General features: G+C 65.8%; 22 protein-coding genes. 11 read left to right on the top strand and 11 right to left on the bottom strand.

Annotation, left to right across the window (positions count from 1 at the left end; translation table 11 throughout):
- Positions 1-10: 10 nt before the first annotated feature.
- Positions 11-451 carry a hypothetical protein gene (locus FHY50_RS08505; protein ID WP_140048040.1) on the top strand — a complete coding sequence of 147 codons (441 nt, stop codon included), beginning with the start codon at positions 11-13 and terminating at the stop codon, positions 449-451.
- 119 nt (positions 452-570) lie between these two features.
- Here FHY50_RS08505 and FHY50_RS08500 read toward each other — a convergent pair whose 3' ends face one another.
- Genes FHY50_RS08500 through FHY50_RS08490 form a run of 3 tightly spaced genes read right to left on the bottom strand, consistent with a single transcriptional unit; the run spans position 571 to position 1,668 of the window.
- Positions 571-786: a helix-turn-helix transcriptional regulator gene (locus FHY50_RS08500; RefSeq protein WP_140048039.1), complete on the bottom strand. Its 216-nt coding sequence runs from the start codon at positions 784-786 to the stop codon at positions 571-573.
- A gap of 1 nt (position 787) precedes the next feature.
- Positions 788-1,240 carry a hypothetical protein gene (locus FHY50_RS08495; protein WP_140048038.1) on the bottom strand — a complete coding sequence of 151 codons (453 nt, stop codon included), beginning with the start codon at positions 1,238-1,240 and terminating at the stop codon, positions 788-790.
- Positions 1,240-1,668 carry a DUF2178 domain-containing protein gene (locus FHY50_RS08490; RefSeq protein WP_166745406.1) on the bottom strand — a complete coding sequence of 143 codons (429 nt, stop codon included), beginning with the start codon at positions 1,666-1,668 and terminating at the stop codon, positions 1,240-1,242. The genes FHY50_RS08495 and FHY50_RS08490 overlap by 1 nt, the downstream gene beginning before the upstream one ends.
- Before the next feature lie 124 nt (positions 1,669-1,792).
- Between FHY50_RS08490 and panB the strand changes: the two genes are divergently transcribed.
- The 6 genes from panB to FHY50_RS08460 all read left to right on the top strand — a co-directional run bounded on the left by panB (position 1,793) and on the right by FHY50_RS08460 (position 6,923).
- Positions 1,793-2,668, top strand: a complete 876-nt coding sequence (gene panB, locus FHY50_RS08485) for a 3-methyl-2-oxobutanoate hydroxymethyltransferase (protein WP_140048036.1) — start codon at positions 1,793-1,795, stop codon at positions 2,666-2,668.
- Positions 2,669-2,740: 72 nt separating this feature from the next.
- Complete coding sequence (locus tag FHY50_RS08480) at positions 2,741-3,484, top strand: tetratricopeptide repeat protein (protein ID WP_140048035.1); 744 nt, start codon at positions 2,741-2,743, stop codon at positions 3,482-3,484.
- Positions 3,481-4,797 carry an outer membrane protein assembly factor BamB family protein gene (locus FHY50_RS08475; RefSeq protein WP_140048034.1) on the top strand — a complete coding sequence of 439 codons (1,317 nt, stop codon included), beginning with the start codon at positions 3,481-3,483 and terminating at the stop codon, positions 4,795-4,797. The genes FHY50_RS08480 and FHY50_RS08475 overlap by 4 nt, the downstream gene beginning before the upstream one ends.
- Before the next feature lie 69 nt (positions 4,798-4,866).
- Positions 4,867-6,231 (top strand): ribosome biogenesis GTPase Der, encoded by a 1,365-nt coding sequence (gene der, locus FHY50_RS08470; protein WP_140048033.1) that lies wholly within the window; start codon positions 4,867-4,869, stop codon positions 6,229-6,231.
- Positions 6,232-6,235: 4 nt separating this feature from the next.
- Positions 6,236-6,436: a sulfurtransferase TusA family protein gene (locus FHY50_RS08465; RefSeq protein WP_140048032.1), complete on the top strand. Its 201-nt coding sequence runs from the start codon at positions 6,236-6,238 to the stop codon at positions 6,434-6,436.
- Positions 6,437-6,506: 70 nt separating this feature from the next.
- Entirely contained in the window at positions 6,507-6,923 is a 417-nt protein-coding gene (locus tag FHY50_RS08460; RefSeq protein ID WP_140048031.1) for an Hpt domain-containing protein, read from the top strand.
- Between the two features lie 30 nt (positions 6,924-6,953).
- Here FHY50_RS08460 and bfr read toward each other — a convergent pair whose 3' ends face one another.
- The gene (gene bfr / locus FHY50_RS08455) at positions 6,954-7,445 is read right to left on the bottom strand and encodes a bacterioferritin (RefSeq protein ID WP_140048030.1); all 492 of its coding nucleotides are present in this window, start codon (positions 7,443-7,445) and stop codon (positions 6,954-6,956) included.
- Positions 7,446-7,548: 103 nt separating this feature from the next.
- Positions 7,549-7,719 carry a (2Fe-2S)-binding protein gene (locus tag FHY50_RS08450; protein ID WP_140231104.1) on the bottom strand — a complete coding sequence of 57 codons (171 nt, stop codon included), beginning with the start codon at positions 7,717-7,719 and terminating at the stop codon, positions 7,549-7,551.
- Between the two features lie 163 nt (positions 7,720-7,882).
- Between FHY50_RS08450 and FHY50_RS08445 the strand changes: the two genes are divergently transcribed.
- Positions 7,883-8,716, top strand: a complete 834-nt coding sequence (locus FHY50_RS08445) for a class I SAM-dependent methyltransferase (protein WP_140048029.1) — start codon at positions 7,883-7,885, stop codon at positions 8,714-8,716.
- Here the strand turns inward: FHY50_RS08445 and FHY50_RS08440 are convergent.
- Positions 8,713-9,957 carry a DUF418 domain-containing protein gene (locus FHY50_RS08440; RefSeq protein WP_140048028.1) on the bottom strand — a complete coding sequence of 415 codons (1,245 nt, stop codon included), beginning with the start codon at positions 9,955-9,957 and terminating at the stop codon, positions 8,713-8,715. The genes FHY50_RS08445 and FHY50_RS08440 overlap by 4 nt on opposite strands.
- A 120-nt stretch (positions 9,958-10,077) precedes the next feature.
- A complete protein-coding gene (gene purL, locus FHY50_RS08435) occupies positions 10,078-12,294 on the bottom strand; it encodes a phosphoribosylformylglycinamidine synthase subunit PurL (RefSeq protein ID WP_140048027.1) in 2,217 nt (738 codons plus the stop codon).
- A gap of 685 nt (positions 12,295-12,979) precedes the next feature.
- On the opposite strand from purL, the gene FHY50_RS08430 reads away from it, so the two are divergent.
- Positions 12,980-13,516: a hypothetical protein gene (locus FHY50_RS08430; protein ID WP_140048026.1), complete on the top strand. Its 537-nt coding sequence runs from the start codon at positions 12,980-12,982 to the stop codon at positions 13,514-13,516.
- Positions 13,509-14,285 carry a hypothetical protein gene (locus tag FHY50_RS08425; protein WP_140048025.1) on the top strand — a complete coding sequence of 259 codons (777 nt, stop codon included), beginning with the start codon at positions 13,509-13,511 and terminating at the stop codon, positions 14,283-14,285. Before FHY50_RS08430 ends, FHY50_RS08425 begins: the two co-directional genes overlap by 8 nt.
- 52 nt (positions 14,286-14,337) lie before the next feature.
- On the opposite strand, the gene accC is transcribed toward FHY50_RS08425, so the two are convergent.
- From accC to aroQ, 3 genes are all read right to left on the bottom strand, one after another.
- Positions 14,338-15,684, bottom strand: coding sequence for an acetyl-CoA carboxylase biotin carboxylase subunit (accC, locus tag FHY50_RS08420; protein ID WP_140048024.1), 1,347 nt, complete (start codon positions 15,682-15,684; stop codon positions 14,338-14,340).
- A gap of 1 nt (position 15,685) precedes the next feature.
- Positions 15,686-16,147, bottom strand: coding sequence for an acetyl-CoA carboxylase biotin carboxyl carrier protein (gene accB, locus FHY50_RS08415; protein ID WP_140231103.1), 462 nt, complete (start codon positions 16,145-16,147; stop codon positions 15,686-15,688).
- 66 nt (positions 16,148-16,213) lie between these two features.
- On the bottom strand, positions 16,214-16,648 hold the full coding sequence (aroQ, locus tag FHY50_RS08410) for a type II 3-dehydroquinate dehydratase (protein WP_140048023.1): 435 nt from the start codon (positions 16,646-16,648) through the stop codon (positions 16,214-16,216).
- Positions 16,649-16,800: 152 nt separating this feature from the next.
- Between aroQ and thiS the strand changes: the two genes are divergently transcribed.
- A complete protein-coding gene (thiS, locus tag FHY50_RS08405) occupies positions 16,801-17,808 on the top strand; it encodes a sulfur carrier protein ThiS (protein WP_166745405.1) in 1,008 nt (335 codons plus the stop codon).
- Here thiS and FHY50_RS08400 read toward each other — a convergent pair.
- Positions 17,769-18,458, bottom strand: a complete 690-nt coding sequence (locus FHY50_RS08400; protein WP_218975207.1) for a class I SAM-dependent DNA methyltransferase — start codon at positions 18,456-18,458, stop codon at positions 17,769-17,771. The two genes, thiS and FHY50_RS08400, sit on opposite strands and share 40 nt — an antisense overlap.
- Positions 18,459-18,542 lie beyond the last annotated feature (84 nt).

Raw genomic sequence — 18,542 nt, 5'->3', positions numbered from 1 at the left:
GGGGCTTGGGATGGCAGGATATGGACGACAGCGCCCGGCGGGGTGGTTCTACGCGGTCGCTGCCGCGCTGGTGCTGTGGGGCGCGATGGGCGTGTTCGCCTTCTATAGCGACATAAGCATGAGCGACGCGGCCCGCGCCGCGCTGTCCGACTATGACCGGCAATTGCTGGCGTCGCGCCCGGCATGGTTCATCTATCTCTACGGCATCGCCACCTGGTCGGGTCTGCTGGGATCGATCGCGCTGATCGCCCGCCGCGCCTGGGCATATCCGCTCTATATCGTCTCACTGATCGCGAGCGTCGCGATGTTCGGATATATCTTCGCCGTGACCGACCTGATCGCGGTCAAGGGGGCGGGCGAGACGCTGCCGTTCCCGATCCTGATCATCGCCATCGCGATATTCCAGCTGTGGCTCGCCGGGCGAGCGCGACAGCGCGGCTGGATCGCCTAGCGCCTGTTTCATCTAAGCGGCACCGGCCCGCTCCCCCACCCGGCCACCCATCCAGCATGATCCTGTGGGTGGCCGGGTGGGGGAGCGGGCCGGTGCCGCTTTCGCGCAAGTGGAAACCGCTAGCCCCCCTCCCACCGGAACACCTCCTCCAGCGGCTTGTCGAATACCCGCGCTATCCTGAACGCCGCTTCGAGCGAGGGTGCGTATTTGCCCTGCTCGATCGCTGCGATCGTCTGGCGTGTCACGCCGACGCGTTCGCCCAGATCGGCTTGCGTCATCTCGCCCGCGAGGAAGCGCAAAGTGCGGATGTCGTTGGCGATCGGAACCCCCGCCACGTCATCCACCCCGCCGGTAGAGAACGGCCACCGCTGTCAGGCGGACCATTTCCGACACCACGATCGCGGCCAATGCGGCATTGGTGATTGCCCAGCCGCTGCGCTCGAACGGCAGGACGATTCCGACCAAGATCATCCCCGCCATCATAACACCGTAGCCATAGCTGGTGGCGCGCCATTCGATCGCCCGCTCGCGCTCGTCGGGCTTGCTGCGTTCGTGTCGCGGCGCACCCCGCATGCTCCACAGCGTTCCGGCACCCAATAGAATGCCATAGCCGATCGTCGCCGCAGCGAACCCCGCGAGGCGACGCAGCATTGCCGTGATATCGGTCGGCTCGCCGCCGGGCGCCAGGGCGAAATAGATCGCAAACGGCACTGCCCATGCCGCCAGTTCCGCCCAGGCGCGCCTTTCGCGAAAGCCCATCATTGCCACCTCTGCTGCTGCGCGCTCCATCACGACCCCCGCCGATATGACCATGCCTCGCTGGCATAGCGCACGCCTTCGGACAGGATCAGCAGGCTGACCAGCGCATGGACCAGCTGCAACAGGCTCAGATTGGCAAAGGTCAGCACGATGACTGCGCCCAGCCCGATCGTGACCACGCTGTACGCCCGTGCCGAGGCACCGCGCGCGATGTCGCGATCGCGTTCGTCGGCGGGGGCATAGCTTTCTTTGGGTGCCGACAGCGCCGCCGCGCCCGCGCCGACGATCGCCAGCAGCGTCGTCAGCACGCACAATCCGATCAGGGGCGGGACCAGCATCCATATCGGGGCGTCCCAGCCCGCATCGCCGGTGATCGCGCGCACCGCGCTCCAATATACCACATAGCCGCCGATCGTCGTCGCGAGCAGCGCCCAAGCCAGCTTCTCCCTGAATGCCATCTTCGACTCCATGTCCATACTCAACGACATCATGTAAACAATAACGAACATCACGTCAATAGAGATGAACTCGCATCCGACCGCCGCTTGGCGCATAGCCGCCGACCGCCTACAGGCACTGCCCATGTCCACGACCTATACGATCGACACTTCGACCAGCCGCGCCAACCCGACGCCCGCGCCGATGAAGCGCGTGACCGTGCCGGCGATCCGCGCGCGCAAGGGGGAGGGCGATCCGCTGGTGATGCTGACCGCCTACACCGTTCGGATGGCGCAGTTGCTCGATCCGCATTGCGACATGCTGCTGGTCGGCGACAGCCTGGGCCAGGTGATCTACGGCCTGCCTTCGACGGTGCCGGTGACGCTCGAGATGATGTGCGCGCACGGCGCGGCGGTGGTGCGCGGCAGCTATCATGCGCTGGTCGTCATCGACATGCCGTTCGGCAGCTACGAAGCCTCGCCCGAGCTTGCCTTCGCCAGCGCCGCGCGCCTGCTCAAGGAAACCGGCGCGGCGGCGGTCAAGCTGGAAGGGGGCAAGGCGATGGCGCCGACGGTGCGCTTCCTGACCGAGCGCGGCATCCCGGTGATGGCGCATGTCGGGCTGACCCCTCAGGCGGTCAATACGCTCGGCGGCTATGGCGCGCGCGGGCGTAGCGAGGCGGAAGCCGCCAAGATCGTCGGCGATGCCTGCGCGGTGGCGGAGGCTGGCGCATTCGCGCTGGTCATCGAAGGCGTGGTCGAGCCGATCGCAATCGACATTACCCGGCTTGTCGGATGTCCGACGATCGGCATCGGCGCATCGGCGCAGTGCGACGGCCAGGTGCTGGTGGCCGAGGACATGCTCGGCCTGTTCGAGCGCACACCGCGCTTCGTCAAGAAGTTCGACGATATCGCCGGCCGCATTTCCGCCGCGGTTGAAACCTATGCGGCGGACGTCCGGTCGCGGGCCTTTCCGGGCGCCGATCAGGTCTATGTACCGTCGTCGCCGGCCCGGCGCTGACCCCGACAGGATCGCTTTCGTTTCGGTTTGCGCGCGGCTAAGGTCCGCGCCTTTGGTTACATGGAGTTCGTCTTGGCGCTGACCCCCCAGAATAACGACGCCTTCGCGCGCGAGGTCGATGAGGAACTGCGCCGCGACCAGGTGGCGAGCATCGGCAAGCGCTATGGCTTGCTGATCCTTGGCCTCATCGTGCTGGCGCTGGTCGCGTTCGGCGGCTGGCAGTGGTGGCAGCATGCGCAGGCGCAGGCCGCCGCCAAGCAGGGCGAGCAATTGTCGGCCGCGCTCGACAGCCTGGGCAAGAACCAGCCCAAGGCCGCTGCCGCGCCGCTTGCCGAACTCGCCGGATCGGATGTCGAGGGCTATCGCGCTATGGCCAAGTTCACCCAGGCGGACATCCTGCTTCAGGCCGACAATCTAAAGGGTGCCGCTGCCAAGTTCGCCGAAGTCGCGCAGGACAGTGCGCTGCCACAGCCGTTCCGCGACCTCGCCCTGATCCGCCAGACCCAGGCCGAGTTTGACACGCTCCAGCCCAATGCGGTGATCGCGCGGCTGAGCGGCCTTGCCGCGCCCGATAGCCCCTGGCTGGGCAGCGCGGGCGAGATGGTCGCGGTGTCGTACCTCGCGCTCGGCAAGCGCGCCGAGGCGGGCAAGCTGTTCGGCACGATCGCGCGGACCGACGGGGTGCCGGAGACGATCCGGCAACGTGCGGTTCAGATGGCGGGGGTATTGGGCGTCGACGCCGTGGCGCAGGACGATCCTGCCGCGCAAACGCCCGCGCGCCCCGCTGCACAGACTGAGGAAAAGAACGCCGGATGATGAAAACGCTCAAGCTGTCCGTGGCGGTGGTCGCACTGACCGCGCTTTCCGCCTGCGGCATATTCGGTGGGCGCAAGGCGACGCCGACGGTCGGCGATCGCAAGCCGATCCTGCTGTCCGAAACCGACGTTAGCGTCGATCCGACGCTCGCCGGCCAGTCGATCCTGCTGCCTGCTCCGGTCGCCAACGCCGATTGGGCGCAGCCCGGCGGCAACGCCGCCAAGTCGATGGGGCATCTCGCGCTCGAAGGCCTGGGCCAGGCATGGTCGGTGACCATCCCCGGCGGCAACACCCGCGTACGCCTTGCTGCCCCCCCGGTCGTCGCCGATGGCAAGCTGTTCGTCGCCGATACCGAAGGCGCGGTCCACGCCTTGTCGGCCGACACTGGCGCAACGCTGTGGAAGGTCGATACCGCCAAGGGCGACGGCAATGCCAGTGCGCGGTTCGGCGGTGGCGTCAGCTACGACGGCGGCCGCGTTTATGCGACCAACGGTCTAGGCGACGTCGTCGCGCTCAATGCCGCCGACGGCGCCGAAATCTGGCGGGCCAAGCCCGGCGCGCCGCTGCGCGGATCGCCGACCGTCGCGCTCGGCCAGGTCTATGTCATCACGCAGGACAACCAGCTGTTCGCGCTCGATGCCGCCGACGGCAAGCAGGTCTGGACCCAATCGGGCTCGATCGAGACGCAAGGCGTGTTCGGCGTCGCCGCGCCCGCGGTCGCGCAGGGGACCGTCGTCGCCGGCTTCTCGTCGGGCGAGCTCAACGCCTATCGTTACGAGAATGGGCGCACTTTGTGGGCGGACAGCCTGTCGCGCACCAGCATCTCGACGTCGGTGTCGAGCCTCGCCGACATCGACGCCGAACCGGTGATCGACCAAGGCCGGACCTATGCGGTCGGGCAGGGCGGGCGCATGGTCGCGCTCGACATCGCTACCGGCCAGCGGCTGTGGGAACAGAATATCTCCGGCATCTCGACTCCCTGGGTGGTCGGCGAATGGATTTTCCTGGTGTCGGACGACGCCCGTCTGATGGCGTTGTCGCGCGGCAGCGGCCGGGTGCGCTGGATCAGCCAGCTGCGCCGTTTCCGCGACGAGGACGACAAGAAGGGACCGATCAGCTGGACCGGCCCGGTGCTGGCGGGCAACCAGTTGTTGCTGGTCAACAGCCTGGGCGAAATCCAGTCGGTCTCGCCGACCGACGGCACCATCGGCAGTACCGTCGATACCAGGCAATCCTTCACCCTCGCTCCGGTGGTCGCCAATGGCACGCTGTTCCTGCTCGCCGATGACGGTCGGCTTACCGCCTATCGCTGATCCCACCGCCGCGCGGTGCCGCGCGAGCCCCCCCTGTTCGCGGCCGCGCGAATCGGGTAGCGGCGGGCGATGCCGCTTCCCACCGTTGCCATTATCGGCCGACCCAATGTCGGCAAATCGACGCTGTTCAACCGACTGGTCGGCAAGCGCCTTGCGCTGGTCGACGACCAGCCGGGAGTGACGCGCGACCGGCGAGAAGGCGAGGCCAGCCTGATCGGCCTCGAGTTCAAGATCATCGACACCGCCGGGTTCGAGGATGAGGACGCCGCCACGCTGCCCGGCCGGATGCGCGTCCAGACCGAAGCGGCGGTGCGCGATGCCGACGTCGCCCTGTTCATGATCGATGCACGCGCGGGGATCGTGCCGCTCGACGAGGAGATCGCCCGCTGGCTGCGCGTGACGCAGGTGCCGATCGTGCTGGTCGCGAACAAGGCGGAAGGGCGCGGCGGCGAAAGCGGCTTCTACCAGGCGATGGCGCTCGGGCTGGGCGATCCGATCGGCCTGTCGGCCGAACATGGCGAGGGCATGGCCGATTTGTTCGACGCGCTGCGCCCGCTGATCGAGCGCGAGGGGGATGCCGAGCCCGAGATCGATCCCGATTCTCCCGACGCTCCGCTCAAGCTGGCGATCGTCGGTCGTCCGAACGCGGGCAAATCGACGCTGATCAACAAGCTGCTCGATCAGGATCGCCTCATCACCGGCCCCGAGGCCGGCATCACGCGCGATTCGATCGCGATCGACTGGACCTGGACCGACGGTGAGGGGCGCGACCGCGCGGTGCGGCTGATCGACACCGCCGGCATGCGCAAGCGCGCGAAGGTCCAGGACAAGCTCGAGAAGCTCGCCGTTGCCGATGCGCTGCACGCGGTCGATTTCGCCGAAGTGGTCGTGCTGCTGCTCGACGCGACGCGCGGGGTCGAGGTTCAGGACCTCAAGATCGCCGACCGTACGTTGCAGGAGGGCCGCGCCCTGATCGTCGCGCTCAACAAATGGGACGTCGCCGAGAATGCCTCGAGCCTGTTCAACGGCGTCAAGGCCGCGCTCGACGAAGGACTGTCGCAACTGAAGGGCGTGCCGCTGCTGACCGTTTCGGCGGCGACGGGCAAAGGGCTCGACACGCTGATTCAGGTCGGCTTTGAAACCCGCGAAGCCTGGGGTCGTCGCGTCTCGACCGGCGCGCTCAACCGCTGGTTCGAACGCGCGATGGAGGCCAATCCGCCGCCGGCGCCCGGCGGCAAGCGCATCAAGCCGCGCTACATCACCCAGATGAACAGCCGTCCGCCGACCTTCGCGATGTTCGGTACGCGCGTCGATCTGCTTCCCGAAAGCTACAAGCGCTACCTCATCAACGGGCTGCGCAAGCAGTTCGAATTCGGTGCCGTGCCGGTGCGGTTGATGCTGCGTCCGTCGAGCAATCCGTACGACAAGGCGTGACGGCGTGGAGCTGATCGACGCGCGCGGCCTGCAATGCCCCTGGCCTGCGTTGCGATTGGCGAGGATATTGCGCGAATCCAAGGCATTGGCGATCGAGATCGTCGCCGACGACCCCAATGCGGCGCGCGAGATCGCCGCGGTTGCCGCAGCGCATTCGGCCCGGCTCGCCGTGGTCGAACCGGGGCGATTCAGGGTCGAGCGATAGCCGCGGCGTCAACATGCTATTTACCCGTTGGCTGCTACACCGCTGCCTGCAACACAGGTGGGGTGTGCGAATGCCGGTGACGAAGGATGGCGAAGCGTTGATCGACTGGAGCGCCTATGCGCAGGCCAGGGCGGAGCTTGGCGCCAATTTCGTCCGCATTCTCGGCTATTTTCGCGAAGACGGCATCAAGTCGGTCAGTGCGATCGAGACCGCGATGCGCGGCGGGATCGCGGCCGGCCTGGTGATCCCGGCGCATACGCTCAAGGGCGAGTCGCGCCAGTTCGGCGCGGAGATTCTGGCCGACCTCGCCGAGACGATCGAAACGATCGCCCGCACCTGCGTCGAGAATCACGACCAGCCCGACGAAGCGCTCGAGCATGTCGTCGCCCTGCGCCCGCTGTTCCTCGAGACGCTGACGCAGCTCGAGCGCGAAGCCAACCCGCTGGCGGTACGACGCCCCGCACAGTTCGGACGCCGCAGCGCCTGAACCGCCCGAAGCGCCGTGCCGGTGGTGCGGTTACTTGTGCTCGACGTCGTTCTCGGACTTGGCGTTGAGCTGGATATAGTTCGCCATACCCATCCGTTCGATCATCTCGAACTGGCGTTCGAGTGTGTCGACATGCTCTTCCTCGTTATCGAGGATGCGGCGGAACAGGTCGCGGCTGACGTAATCGCGCACGCTTTCGCAATGTTCGATCGCGTCGCGCAGCAGCGGGATCGCTTCTTCCTCCAGCGCCAGGTCGCCCTTGAGCACTTCCTCGACGCTTTCGCCGATGCGCAGACGGCCGAGCAGCTGGAAATTGGGCAGGCCGTCGAGGAACAGGATGCGCTCCGACAGCCAGTCGGCATGCTCCATTTCCTCGATCGATTCCTTGCGCTCGAACTGGGCGAGCTTGTACACGCCCCAATGGTCGAGAAGGCGATAGTGCAACCAATATTGGTTGATCGCGGTCAGCTCGTTCTTGAGCGCCTCGTTGAGAAAATCGATGACCTTGGGGTCGCCCTTCATGCCGCGTCGCCTTTTGTGATGTCAGGCATCCATCCTACGCCGCGTAGACGTGCTTGGCTAGGAAAAAACGGCAGATTTCGGCGGGTCCTGGCGCTTGCGAGCGCTACGCAGCAGCACGCTCCGCATCGATAATGGCTCGCGCGAACGGGACACATTGCCCGCATTTCGCCTGCCGCCCCAGTGTCGCATAGGCCTGACACGCACTGCGCGCACCGCAGCGGGCAGCTTCGCGGACATCCTTCTCGCGGATTGCATTGCAGACGCAAACGACCATCAGCACCCTCGCTCCGTTGCTTGCATCCTAGGGCTAATGCGAACAACTCGCAAGCGGTAATGCGAGGCGTTTGCAGTGCGGCGGATCGCAGGGTTAGCGATGCGTTTACCAAACTACGTCACAACCTCGCCCGAGGCCCGACGCCGGGCACGCGGAGACGATTATGTGGCCCGGAACCTTCATCGATCCTGACACGACCTTGGCCGATCTGGACGCGCCGCACGAAGCGCTCGGCGTGCCAATCTATTCGGGCTACCAGGCGATCAGGCACGCGCGCGCACTGCGCGGTCAGAACCGTATTTTCGACGCGATCGTGCGGAAGGTGAAAGCACTCGACATCCCCTATGAGGATCAGTGCAGCGCCCGCTATTATTACGACCTTACCACCACCTTGCGCGACATGGCCGGCGAATATGACCGCGTGGTCGAGGTCGGCGTATATATGGGCGGTTCGTCGAGTGTCTTCGCCGGCTGTATCGAGCGATTCGATTTCGATCTCGATCTGGTCGATATCTCGCCCGACTTCCTGCGCTTCACCCACGAGCGCATCCGCCGCCTTTTCCCAGAAAGCGTTGGACGGGTGCGGCTATTCCACGGCACGCTTCCGCAATATGTCCGCGAGGTGATGACCCGGAAGCGGATGCGCGCGGTGATCCATCACGACGGCGCGCACGCCTTCGACCAGGTGGTAAAAGACATGGCATCCCTGTCGTTCGTCCAGGACAAGATCCATGCGATCATTGCGCAGGATACGCATTTACGCGGGACCCCGCAGGAGATGAATTTTGTCGATCTCGCCATCGCGGCGGTGTTCGGCAACGACCTCAACTATGTCCCGATCGGTACGGTCTATTCCGCCGACGACGGCCTGACCCACCCGAACTCCTATCAGGGCAATTATTTCAAGCCCGACGCGCCAGAGGGGCTGGTGCTGCCGATGGCGATGAACCGGTTCGAATATCCGCATCCCAGCATGAAGCTGGAGGCGTTCGTCTAGGATCGCCGCAACGCCTCGATCCGGCCGCGTGCCAGGCTGCGCCACAGCCATTCCAATGGGCCATAACGAAAGCGATCGAGCCAGGGCCGCGACCAGAGCAGCATCGCCGCCCACATCGCCGCCACGAACCAGTAGAGTTCGGCGCGCCCGACGCTGCCGTAGAGGCCGAGGCCATAGCCATAGAAGATCGTCGTCATCACCGCGCTGGTGGCGAGATAGTTGGTGAATGCCATCCGCCCGGCCGCGGCGATCCGGGCGACGAGCGCACTTGCGGCGAAGCGCTGCACCAGCAGCACCGCCAGCGCGACATGGCCCAGCGCGCACAGCACCCGCAGCGGCACCGCCCAGGCGATGAAATTGCCCATGATCACGATCCGGTCGAAGCCGCTCGCGACCGTCCAACAGGTGAGCAGCGCCAGCAGCGGCAGCGAAACGGCATAGGCCACCACCATCACCCGCCGCACTGCTGCGCGTGGCCATTCGCCGGTGAACAGCCCGCTCTTCATCAGCGCCATGCCGATCAGCATATAGCCGAGCGATTCGCCGCCGAGCACCTTGAGCAACTCCCACGGCGTCCACAGCTTGTCGGAGAGGCGGTGCTCGACGATGCCGGCGTAATCGCCGGTGTAGATTGCAAGGTCGCGTACGATCGCCGGGCTGCCGGGTCCGGGGAAACCGGCGAGCATCGTGCGATATCCCGCCACCATCTGCGGCGTCGCGTCGGGGCCGGTGGCCATCGCCTGGAACATCAGCGCGCCGCCGATCTGGAAGCTCCAGTACAAGCTGTGGAGCGACAGCGCGATCACCGCCGCGCGCACCAGCTTGTCGACCGGCCAGTCGCGCGCCAACCACAGCACCATGCCGAGGATCGCGTAGTGCAGCAGGATGTCGCCTTCCCACAGCAGCAGGAAATGGGCGGCACCGAACAGCGCCAGCACCGCCATTCGCCGCAGATGCGTCGCGACCGGCGATCCGCCCGCGGCATCGGCGCGCGCCATCACCAGCAATGTGCTCGCCCCGAACAGCAAGGCGAACAGCCCGCGCATCCGCCCTTCGAACAGCAGCTGGTTGATGCCCCATGCGACAAGGTCGCCGTCGCTGACCGGCGGCAGCGCGAGCGGATGGACATAGGCCGCATCGGGCATCGCGAACGACACAATGTTCATCAGCAGGATGCCCATTACCGCGATCCCGCGCACGGCGTCGAGGGTGAGGATGCGGCTCGGTCCGGTTGCGGTCATGTCCAGCCCCACGAGCACCTCCCACCCCCCGTTCGTTTCGAGCGAAGTCGAGAAACCGCCACGCAGTGCCCAATCACGTTTCTCGACTTCGCTCGAAACGAACGGGGAGAGGTCGGTTCTTTACCCCACCACTTCATCGCGCATCAGCCGCGGGAAAAAGCCTTCATGCGCCGCGCGCAGGGCATCGAGCGTCACCGTCCAGTCGCCGACCTCGGTCTCGAACACCAGCCGGTCGCGGATCGTGCGGCCCAGCGGATCGACCGGGACGTCGGCCTTGTACGCCGCTTCCATGAAGTCGGCGAGGCAGGTGTCGCACACCGTCACCACGTACACGCCCTGATCCTCGCCGAACAGCGTCTCGGCGACGCCGAACGGCAGCACCTCGTCGATCAGCGCGCCGATGTTCGACGCCAGCGCCATTTCCGCGACCGTCACGGCGATGCCGCCGTCGGACACGTCGTGGCACGCCTTGATCCAGCCCTTGGAGATGCACTCGCGGATGAAGTCGCCGGTGCGGCGCTCGGCCTTGAGGTCGACGGGCGGCGGCAGGCCTTCCTCGCGGCCATGCACCTCGCGCAGCCAGATCGACTGGCCGAGATGTCCTTCGCGCTCGCCGATCGCGAGGATCGCGTCGCCATGCCCCTTGAACCCGATCGTCACCGATTTCGACCAGTCGGTCAGCAGGCCGACGCCGCCGATCGCGGGGGTGGGCAGGATCGCGCTGCCGCCGCCGGTCGCCTTGCTCTCATTGTAGAGCGACACGTTGCCGCTGACGATCGGGAAGTCGAGCGCGCGGCAGGCGTCGGCCATCCCCTCCAGGCAGCCGACGATCTGGCCCATGATCTCGGGCCGCTGCGGGTTGGCGAAGTTGAGGCAGTTGGTGATCGCCAGCGGCGTCGCCCCGACGCTGGTCAGGTTGCGCCACGCCTCGGCCACTGCCTGCTTCCCGCCCTCGACCGGATCGGCGAGGCAATAGCGCGGGGTGCAGTCGGTGGTGATCGCCAGCCCCTTCTGCGTGCCGTGCACCCGCACCACCGCCGCGTCGCCTCCGGGCCGCTGGACCGTATCGGCGCCGACCATGTGGTCATACTGCTCCCAGATCCAGCGGCGCGAGGCGATGTCGGGCGATCCCATCAGCGCCAGCAGGTCGGCGGCGACGTCGCTGGTCTCCGGCACCTCTCCCAGCGCGGCCGGGGCGGGGGTGGGGACGTGCGGCCGGTCATAGAGCGGCGCATCGTCGGCGAGCGGGCCGAGCGGGATGTCGGCCACGGTATCGCCCTGCCATTTGAGCACCATCCGCCCGGTATCCGTGACGCGCCCGATCACCGCGAAATCGAGTTCCCATTTGCGGAAGATCGCCTCCGCCTCGGCCTCGCGGCCGGGTTTCAGCACCATCAGCATGCGTTCCTGGCTTTCGGACAGCATCATCTCGTACGGGGTCATGCCGGTTTCGCGCTGCGGCACGTCGTCCATCACCAGTTCGATGCCGACCCTGCCCTTGCTCGCCATCTCGACCGAGGAGGAGGTGAGCCCGGCGGCGCCCATGTCCTGGATCGCGACGATCGCGTCGGACGCCATCAGTTCGAGGCACGCCTCGATCAGCAGCTTTTCGGTGAAGGGATCGCCGACCTGCACCGTCGGGCGCTTGGCATCGGCATCGTCGCCGAAATCGGCCGAGGCCATCGTCGCGCCGTGGATGCCGTCGCGGCCGGTCTTGGACCCGACATAGACGATCGGATTGCCGACGCCGCTGGCCGCGCTGTAGAAGATCTTGTCCTGATCGGCGACGCCGACCGTCATCGCGTTGACCAGGATGTTGCCGTCATAGGCGGGGTGGAAATTGACCTCGCCGCCAACGGTCGGCACCCCGACGCAGTTGCCGTATCCGCCGATGCCGTGGACGACGCCCGCGATCAGGTGGCGCATCTTCGGATGATCGGGCCGCCCGAAGCGCAGCGCGTTGAGATTGGCGACCGGCCGCGCGCCCATCGTGAACACGTCGCGCAGGATGCCGCCCACGCCCGTCGCCGCACCCTGATAGGGTTCGATGTAGGAGGGGTGGTTGTGGCTCTCCATCTTGAAGATCGCGGCCTGACCATCCCCGATGTCGATGACGCCGGCATTCTCGCCGGGGCCGCAGATCACCCACGGGGCCTCGGTCGGCAGCTTCTTGAGGTGAATGCGGCTGGATTTATAGCTGCAATGCTCCGACCACATCACCGAAAAGATGCCGAGTTCGGTCAGGTTCGGCTCGCGCCCCATCGCCGCGAGGACGCGGTCATATTCGTCGGGGGAAAGGCCGTGCTCGGCGACGATCTCGGGCGTGATCTGGGGCATAGCCGAAGCCTCTAGCGAGGCGGGCGGGATTCGTCACGAGGGATGTGGGGGAGGGTGAGTCGGGGGGGTGAAGTTGACGAAGTTGAGACATGCGATTGCTGTCGCGGAGGGGGCGGAAAGGGCCAGAATTTCGAGGACAACGGGCAAGGGCGGGCAGCAGGCGTGGTGCCACCTTTGCACAGAGATGTGGCTGTAGGACAGAGCTAGGAGTGGGTGAGCGCGGCTGCCGCGGTGTCGCGTGCTGGCGAGCGCACGGCGAACGTAGGGCCGTAAGGCTTTAGCCCGTTCGAACTGGGCTAACTTGCGATAGCCGACTTGGAGCAGCATCCTCATGGATACAAAACGAAAGAGAGTGATGAATCGTCTATACTCCGCGCAAACTGCTTAGACCGCCTAAATCACTGCTATTAAACGCTAAAAAATCTTATCAGGACAAGAGGTAGACGGAGGATACATGCTGCAACCGCTCCATACCTTGAGAGACCGGCATTCGCACATGCTAGTACTAGCCGAATGAACCGCCAATGTAGCTACTATGTTCGTCTTATATTCCGGATACCACAAGGCAAAGAAAGGCGAACGGGTTGCTCATGAAGACGCTTGTCCACATCGTGTTGTATCATGATCTTGCAATGAATAACCGAATCGCATAGCGCAGGATCGCCAGCAACAGGGAGGCGATTCGATGACGGAGGAATCCACAAGTCCAGACGTCGAGTTTGACGCGATGCAAACGGTTTATACTGCACTTAGCAACCTTGATGAAGCCGCGCGTGTGCGCGTCCTTGAATACGTTACTTCCCGTTTGGGCATTGCTCCTGTTGCGAAGGCCCCAGCCCAGCAGCAACAGGACGGCCCGCAGGTGGACGAAGACGATCCCGCTCTGGACGAGGAGCAAGAAGCCGCTCCCAAATTCGGATCACTTGCGGAGCTGTTCGACGCTGCACAGCCCAAGGGCACGTCTGATAAGGCCTTGGTGGCGGGGTATTGGCTGCAAGTTTGTCAGGGTAGCGAGAGCTTCGACGGCTTCTCTGCAAACAAGGAGCTCAAGCACCTAGGCGAGGGGCTCCCTAATGTCACTTCGGCAATCGACACTCTGAAGGCTCAGAAGCCCGCATTAGCACTGCAGCTAAAGAAGAGCGGCAAGTCGCGGCAGGCTCGGAAGGTTTACAAGATCACCGTCGCCGGTATCCGCGCGGTCGAGGCGATGATCGGTGGATGAAGGTCGCCTCTCGGCCGCCTTGGAGGGCTATCTCGGCGCGACCTTAGCAGCTGAGCTCGTGCAAGACTTCGTCAAGCTTCGGCATGACTGTTCCACCGGCACGCTCGAAAGGGCCTCTCCGGGCAAGTTCGTAGAGACCTTCGTTCAGTGCCTGCAGCAGCTCGCTACTGGCACCTACGATGCCAAACCGGACGTAGATGGCTACCTGAGCAAAAAGGCCGAAAATGAAGCGCAGCTTCCGGAGGGCCTCCGCATCTGCGGCGCTCGTCTCGCGCGCTCCATCTACACCTTCCGCAACAAGCGGAACATTGCCCACAAGAACCCTGTCGATCCCAACCGCTTCGACCTGGGCCTTGCCCACCACGGCGCGGCATGGATCATGGCAGAACTGCTGCGCCATGCCACTGGCATCACCATGCACGAGGCGGGAGCCCTGATTGAGTTGGTTCAGGCCCCGGTCGGCACCCTCGTTGAAGAGATCGACGGGGTTCGCCTGGTCCATGCCGACACGTCAGTGCGCGGCGAAATCCTGATACTGCTGCACAGCCACTTCCCCGAGCGCGTCCTCGTGCCGTCAATTCTAGCGACCATGAGCGCACGCAGCGCCGGATCGGTGAGGAACCGCTTGGACGAGCTGAGAACCGCCAAGCTGCTGCATGGCGACGGGAAGGTCGGATATCGGCTTACTCAGGTCGGGCATCAAGCGGCTGTGGCTGAAATTCAGACGGCACTTCAAGCATCCGGCAGCGGTGAGCAACGGCAGGGTTGACAGAAAAAGCGTCACCAGTGTCGTCTAACCGGACGGCGCCAAAACGTCCCCCTCACTCCCGCGCCAACCACTCCTCCAGCCACTTGATCGTATAATCCCCCGCCTGGAACTCCGGGTCGTCCAGCAGCGCCTGGTGGAGCGGGATCGTCGTCTTCACGCCTTCGACCACGAACTCCTCCAGCGCCCTGCGCAACCGGCGGATGCAGCCTTCGCGGGTGCGGCCGTAGACGATCAGCTTGGCGATCATCGAGTCGTAATAGGGCGGGATGCGATAGCCGGCGTAGAGCCCGCTATCGACGCGGACGTGGAGGCCGCCCGGGGCGTGGTAATAGGTCACCTTGCCGGGTGAGGGGGCAAAGGTGCGCGCGTCCTCGGCATTGATGCGGCATTCGATCGCGTGGCCCTTGAACTCGATCTCGTCCTGCGTGATCGACAGCGGCTGGCCTTCGGCGATGCGGATCTGTTCGCGGACCAGGTCGACGCCGGTGATCGCCTCGGTCACCGGATGCTCGACCTGCAGCCGGGTGTTCATCTCGATGAAGTAGAACTCGCCGTTTTCCCACAGGAACTCGATCGTGCCCGCGCCGCGATAGCCCATGTCGGCCATCGCCTTGGCACAGGTCGCGCCCATCCGCGCGCGGTCCTCGGCGCCGAGCACGGGGGAGGGGGCTTCCTCCAGCACCTTCTGGTGGCGGCGCTGGAGCGAGCAGTCGCGCTCGCCAAGATGGATGGCGCCCCCGTTGCCGTCGCCGAATACCTGGAACTCGATATGGCGCGGGTTGCCGAGATATTTTTCCATATAGACGGTCGCGTCGCCGAACGCCGCCTTGGCCTCGCTGCCCGCCTGTTGCATCAGCGTTTCGAGCTGGTCCTCGGACGCGCACACCTTCATGCCGCGCCCGCCGCCGCCCGACGCCGCCTTGATGATGACCGGATAGCCGATCTCGGCGGCGATCCGCTTCGCCTCGCCGATATCGCTGATCGCGCCGTCGGAGCCGGGGACGAGCGGCAGGCCGAGCGCTCCCGCGGTGCGCTTCGCCTCGACCTTGTCGCCCATGGTGCGGATATGCTCGGGCTTGGGCCCCACGAACATCAGATTGTGGAGCTCGACAATCTCGGCGAACTTGGCGTTTTCGGACAGGAAGCCATAGCCCGGATGGATCGCGTCGGCGCCGGTGATCTCGGCCGCCGAGATGATGTTGGGGATGTTGAGATAGCTTTCCGACGCGGCGGGCGGCCCGATGCAGACCGCTTCGTCGGCCAGCCGGACGTGCATCGCGTCGGCATCGGCGGTCGAATGCACCGCGACCGTCTTGATCCCCATTTCGTGGCAGGCGCGGTGGATGCGCAGCGCGATCTCGCCGCGATTGGCGATCAGCAGCTTCGAAATCTTCGCCATGTTATTCTACGACGACGAGTGGCTGATCGAATTCCACCGGCTGGCCGTTGTCGACCAGGATCGCCTTCACCGTGCCCGCGGACGGCGCGAGGATCGGGTTCATCACCTTCATCGCCTCGACGATCACCAGCGTGTCGCCCGCCGCGACGCTCTGCCCGACCGAGACGAACGCCTTGGCGCCCGGCTCGCCCGCCAGATAGACGGTGCCCACCATCGGCGACTTGACCGCGTTCGCGGCGGCGGCCGGGGCCGAAGCGCCGGTTTCGGCCGGGGCGGGCGCGGCGTGGGTCAGCGCGGGCGCAGCGGCCTGCATCGGCGCAGGGGCATAGTGCGTCGCCGGGGCGGCGCTCACCTGCCGCGCGACGCGCACACGGCGGTCGCCATCCTCGACCTCGATCTCGGTCAGCTGCGTGTCGTCGAGCACCGCGGCAAGCTGGCGGACCACGTCGATGTCGATCCGCATGGCGCCGGGTTCATCCTGTTGTTCGCTCAATGTTGCGATCCCTTGGCGAAAAAAGCGCTCCCCTTGTCAGAGACGCGCGGCCGCTTCAAGCGCGAGCAGGTACGACATGCCGCCGAATCCGGCAATGGTTCCCTTCGCCGCCTGCCCGACCAGGCTGACATGGCGAAAGGGCTCGCGCGCGTGCGGATTGGACAGATGCACCTCGATCACCGGCGTCGCGATCGCCTTGATCGCGTCGTGCAGCGCCACCGACGTGTGGGTGAACGCACCCGCGTTGAGCAGAACCGCCTTCGCGCCATCGGCCTGCGCCTCGTGCAGCCAATCGATCAGATGGCCTTCGTGGTTCGACTGCCGCACCTCGACCTCGAGATCGAGCTCGCGCGCGCGATCCTCCAGCATCCCCGCGATGTCGTCGAGCGTGTCGGAGCCGTAAATCTCTGGCTCGCGCGTTCCGAGCAGGTTGAGATTGGGGCCGTTGAGGACGAAGATCGTGTCGGTCATTGCGTTCCCAGGTTGCGACGGGGAAGCGGACCCCATATCTGGCCGTCATCCTTACCCGTTCGTGTCGAGCGAAGTCGAGACACGTGTTCCAGGCGGGCAGCATGGCAGCCGGCGCTTCTCGACTTCGCTCGAAGCGGGCGGGTGGAGAGATGATGGCCCATACCGACGGAACCGTATCGATCGTGGTCAATGGCGAGCACAAGCGCGTCAAGGCCGGCCTCAGCCTTGCCCAGCTCGCCACCGACATGGGGCTCGTGCCAGAAAAGCTGGCGGTCGAGCGCAACCTGGAGGTCGTGCCGCGCTCGACACTGGCCAGCGTGATGGTCGAGGATGGCGACGAGCTGGAGATCGTGCATTTCGTCGGCGGCGGCGACCATGCCGCGCCGGTCGATGCTGACAGCTGGAGCGTCGCCGGGCGGACCTTCCGCTCGCGGCTGATCGTCGGCACCGGCAAGTACAAGGATTTCGCGCAGAACGCCGCCGCGCTAGAGGCGTCGGGTGCGGAGATCGTCACCGTCGCGGTGCGCCGGGTCAACGTGTCCGACCCCAATGCGCCGATGCTGACCGACTTTATCGATCCCAAAAAGGTCACCTACCTCCCCAACACCGCCGGCTGTTTCGACGCCGACAGCGCGGTGCGCACGCTCAGGCTCGCGCGCGAGGCAGGCGGCTGGGATCTGGTCAAGCTGGAAGTGCTGGGCGAGGCGCGCACCCTCTATCCCGACATGCGCGAGACCTTGAAGGCGACCGAAGTGCTGGTGCGCGAAGGGTTCAAGCCGATGGTCTATTGCACCGACGATCCGATCGCGGCGAAGCAGCTGGAGGAAGCGGGCGCGGTGGCGATCATGCCGCTGGGCGCGCCGATCGGCTCGGGGCTGGGCATCCAGAACCGCGTCACCATCCGCCTGATCGTCGAGGGCGCGGGCGTGCCGGTGCTGGTCGATGCCGGCGTCGGCTGCGCGTCCGACGCGGCGGTGGCGATGGAACTGGGCTGCGACGGCGTGCTGATGAACACCGCGATCGCCGAGGCCAAGGACCCGGTGCTGATGGCGGCCGCGATGAAGGCCGCGGTCGAGGCCGGGCGCATGTCGTACCGCGCCGGGCGGATGGGCAAGCGCCGCTATGCCGACCCGTCGAGCCCGCTCGCCGGGCTGATCTGAGGGGCATATCGCGCCAGCCAGACATTGGCGCCGCCGGCCTGGCGGTCATCGACCTGATGCGCGACGATTTCGAAGCCACTGGCTGCGAGCAGGCCCGCATATTCCGCGCTGTCGAGGCTGGCGTGGTACAGCGGCTCGCCCTGCCATTCGCCCCAGGTCACGCCTTCGCGCAGTCCGGAGGTGAACAGCAGCATGGTGCCTGCGCGGGCGTGGAGCGCGAAGCGCGGGAACATCGCGCGCTGGTCGTCGGCAGGGAGGTGGAACAAGCTGTGCCACGCGATCAGGCCGTCGAAGGTGCGATGCAGCGCCATGCCGCGCATGTCGCCGGTGATCCATGCCGCCTTGGCAAAGCGCCGCGCGGCGATGGCGATCAGGCTCGGAGATGCGTCGAGCCCGGTCATGGCGACGCCGCGCTCGATCAGCATCTCGGCAATCGGCACGCCCGACCCGCAGCCGATGTCGAGCACTTCCGCCCCGTCGGGCAGCCCCAGCCGGAATTGATCGAGCCACGCATCCTCGAGCCCCGCCCGCTGGCGCGCGGCATCCCATGCGGCTGCGGTGCGGTCGTAGAGCGAGACGATGCGATCGGGCATGCGCGCGAACCCGTCGGTGCGGATCGCCCTCGATCCGCCATGCCGATCGGCCATCATACCGGAACTTTTCCAGCGACCCAACCGTTCATATTGCGAACGCGAAACGCCAGGCGGATCGACCCCCGATCGCCGCTTTTGCGC

The organism is Sphingomonas japonica, from assembly GCF_006346325.1.
Lineage (GTDB): Bacteria > Pseudomonadota > Alphaproteobacteria > Sphingomonadales > Sphingomonadaceae > Sphingomonas > Sphingomonas japonica.
The sequence above is the reverse complement of the archived record's forward strand: the minus strand, read 5'-3'. Positions and strand labels throughout refer to the sequence as shown.

Coding starts and splice junctions, on each gene's coding strand:
- accB (WP_140231103.1), bottom strand. CDS start 16,147: ATGCGGATCGACATCGACGTGGTCCGCCAGCTTGCCGCGGTGCTCGAC.
- FHY50_RS08440 (WP_140048028.1), bottom strand. CDS start 9,957: ATGACCGCAACCGGACCGAGCCGCATCCTCACCCTCGACGCCGTGCGC.
- thiS (WP_166745405.1), top strand. CDS start 16,801: ATGGCCCATACCGACGGAACCGTATCGATCGTGGTCAATGGCGAGCAC.
- aroQ (WP_140048023.1), bottom strand. CDS start 16,648: ATGACCGACACGATCTTCGTCCTCAACGGCCCCAATCTCAACCTGCTC.
- der (WP_140048033.1), top strand. CDS start 4,867: ATGCCGCTTCCCACCGTTGCCATTATCGGCCGACCCAATGTCGGCAAA.
- FHY50_RS08490 (WP_166745406.1), bottom strand. CDS start 1,668: ATGGCATTCAGGGAGAAGCTGGCTTGGGCGCTGCTCGCGACGACGATC.
- FHY50_RS08475 (WP_140048034.1), top strand. CDS start 3,481: ATGATGAAAACGCTCAAGCTGTCCGTGGCGGTGGTCGCACTGACCGCG.
- FHY50_RS08460 (WP_140048031.1), top strand. CDS start 6,507: ATGCCGGTGACGAAGGATGGCGAAGCGTTGATCGACTGGAGCGCCTAT.
- FHY50_RS08495 (WP_140048038.1), bottom strand. CDS start 1,240: ATGGAGCGCGCAGCAGCAGAGGTGGCAATGATGGGCTTTCGCGAAAGG.
- purL (WP_140048027.1), bottom strand. CDS start 12,294: ATGCCCCAGATCACGCCCGAGATCGTCGCCGAGCACGGCCTTTCCCCC.
- bfr (WP_140048030.1), bottom strand. CDS start 7,445: ATGAAGGGCGACCCCAAGGTCATCGATTTTCTCAACGAGGCGCTCAAG.
- FHY50_RS08400 (WP_218975207.1), bottom strand. CDS start 18,458: ATGATGGCCGATCGGCATGGCGGATCGAGGGCGATCCGCACCGACGGG.
- FHY50_RS08430 (WP_140048026.1), top strand. CDS start 12,980: ATGACGGAGGAATCCACAAGTCCAGACGTCGAGTTTGACGCGATGCAA.
- panB (WP_140048036.1), top strand. CDS start 1,793: ATGTCCACGACCTATACGATCGACACTTCGACCAGCCGCGCCAACCCG.
- accC (WP_140048024.1), bottom strand. CDS start 15,684: ATGGCGAAGATTTCGAAGCTGCTGATCGCCAATCGCGGCGAGATCGCG.
- FHY50_RS08505 (WP_140048040.1), top strand. CDS start 11: ATGGCAGGATATGGACGACAGCGCCCGGCGGGGTGGTTCTACGCGGTC.
- FHY50_RS08450 (WP_140231104.1), bottom strand. CDS start 7,719: ATGGTCGTTTGCGTCTGCAATGCAATCCGCGAGAAGGATGTCCGCGAA.
- FHY50_RS08445 (WP_140048029.1), top strand. CDS start 7,883: ATGTGGCCCGGAACCTTCATCGATCCTGACACGACCTTGGCCGATCTG.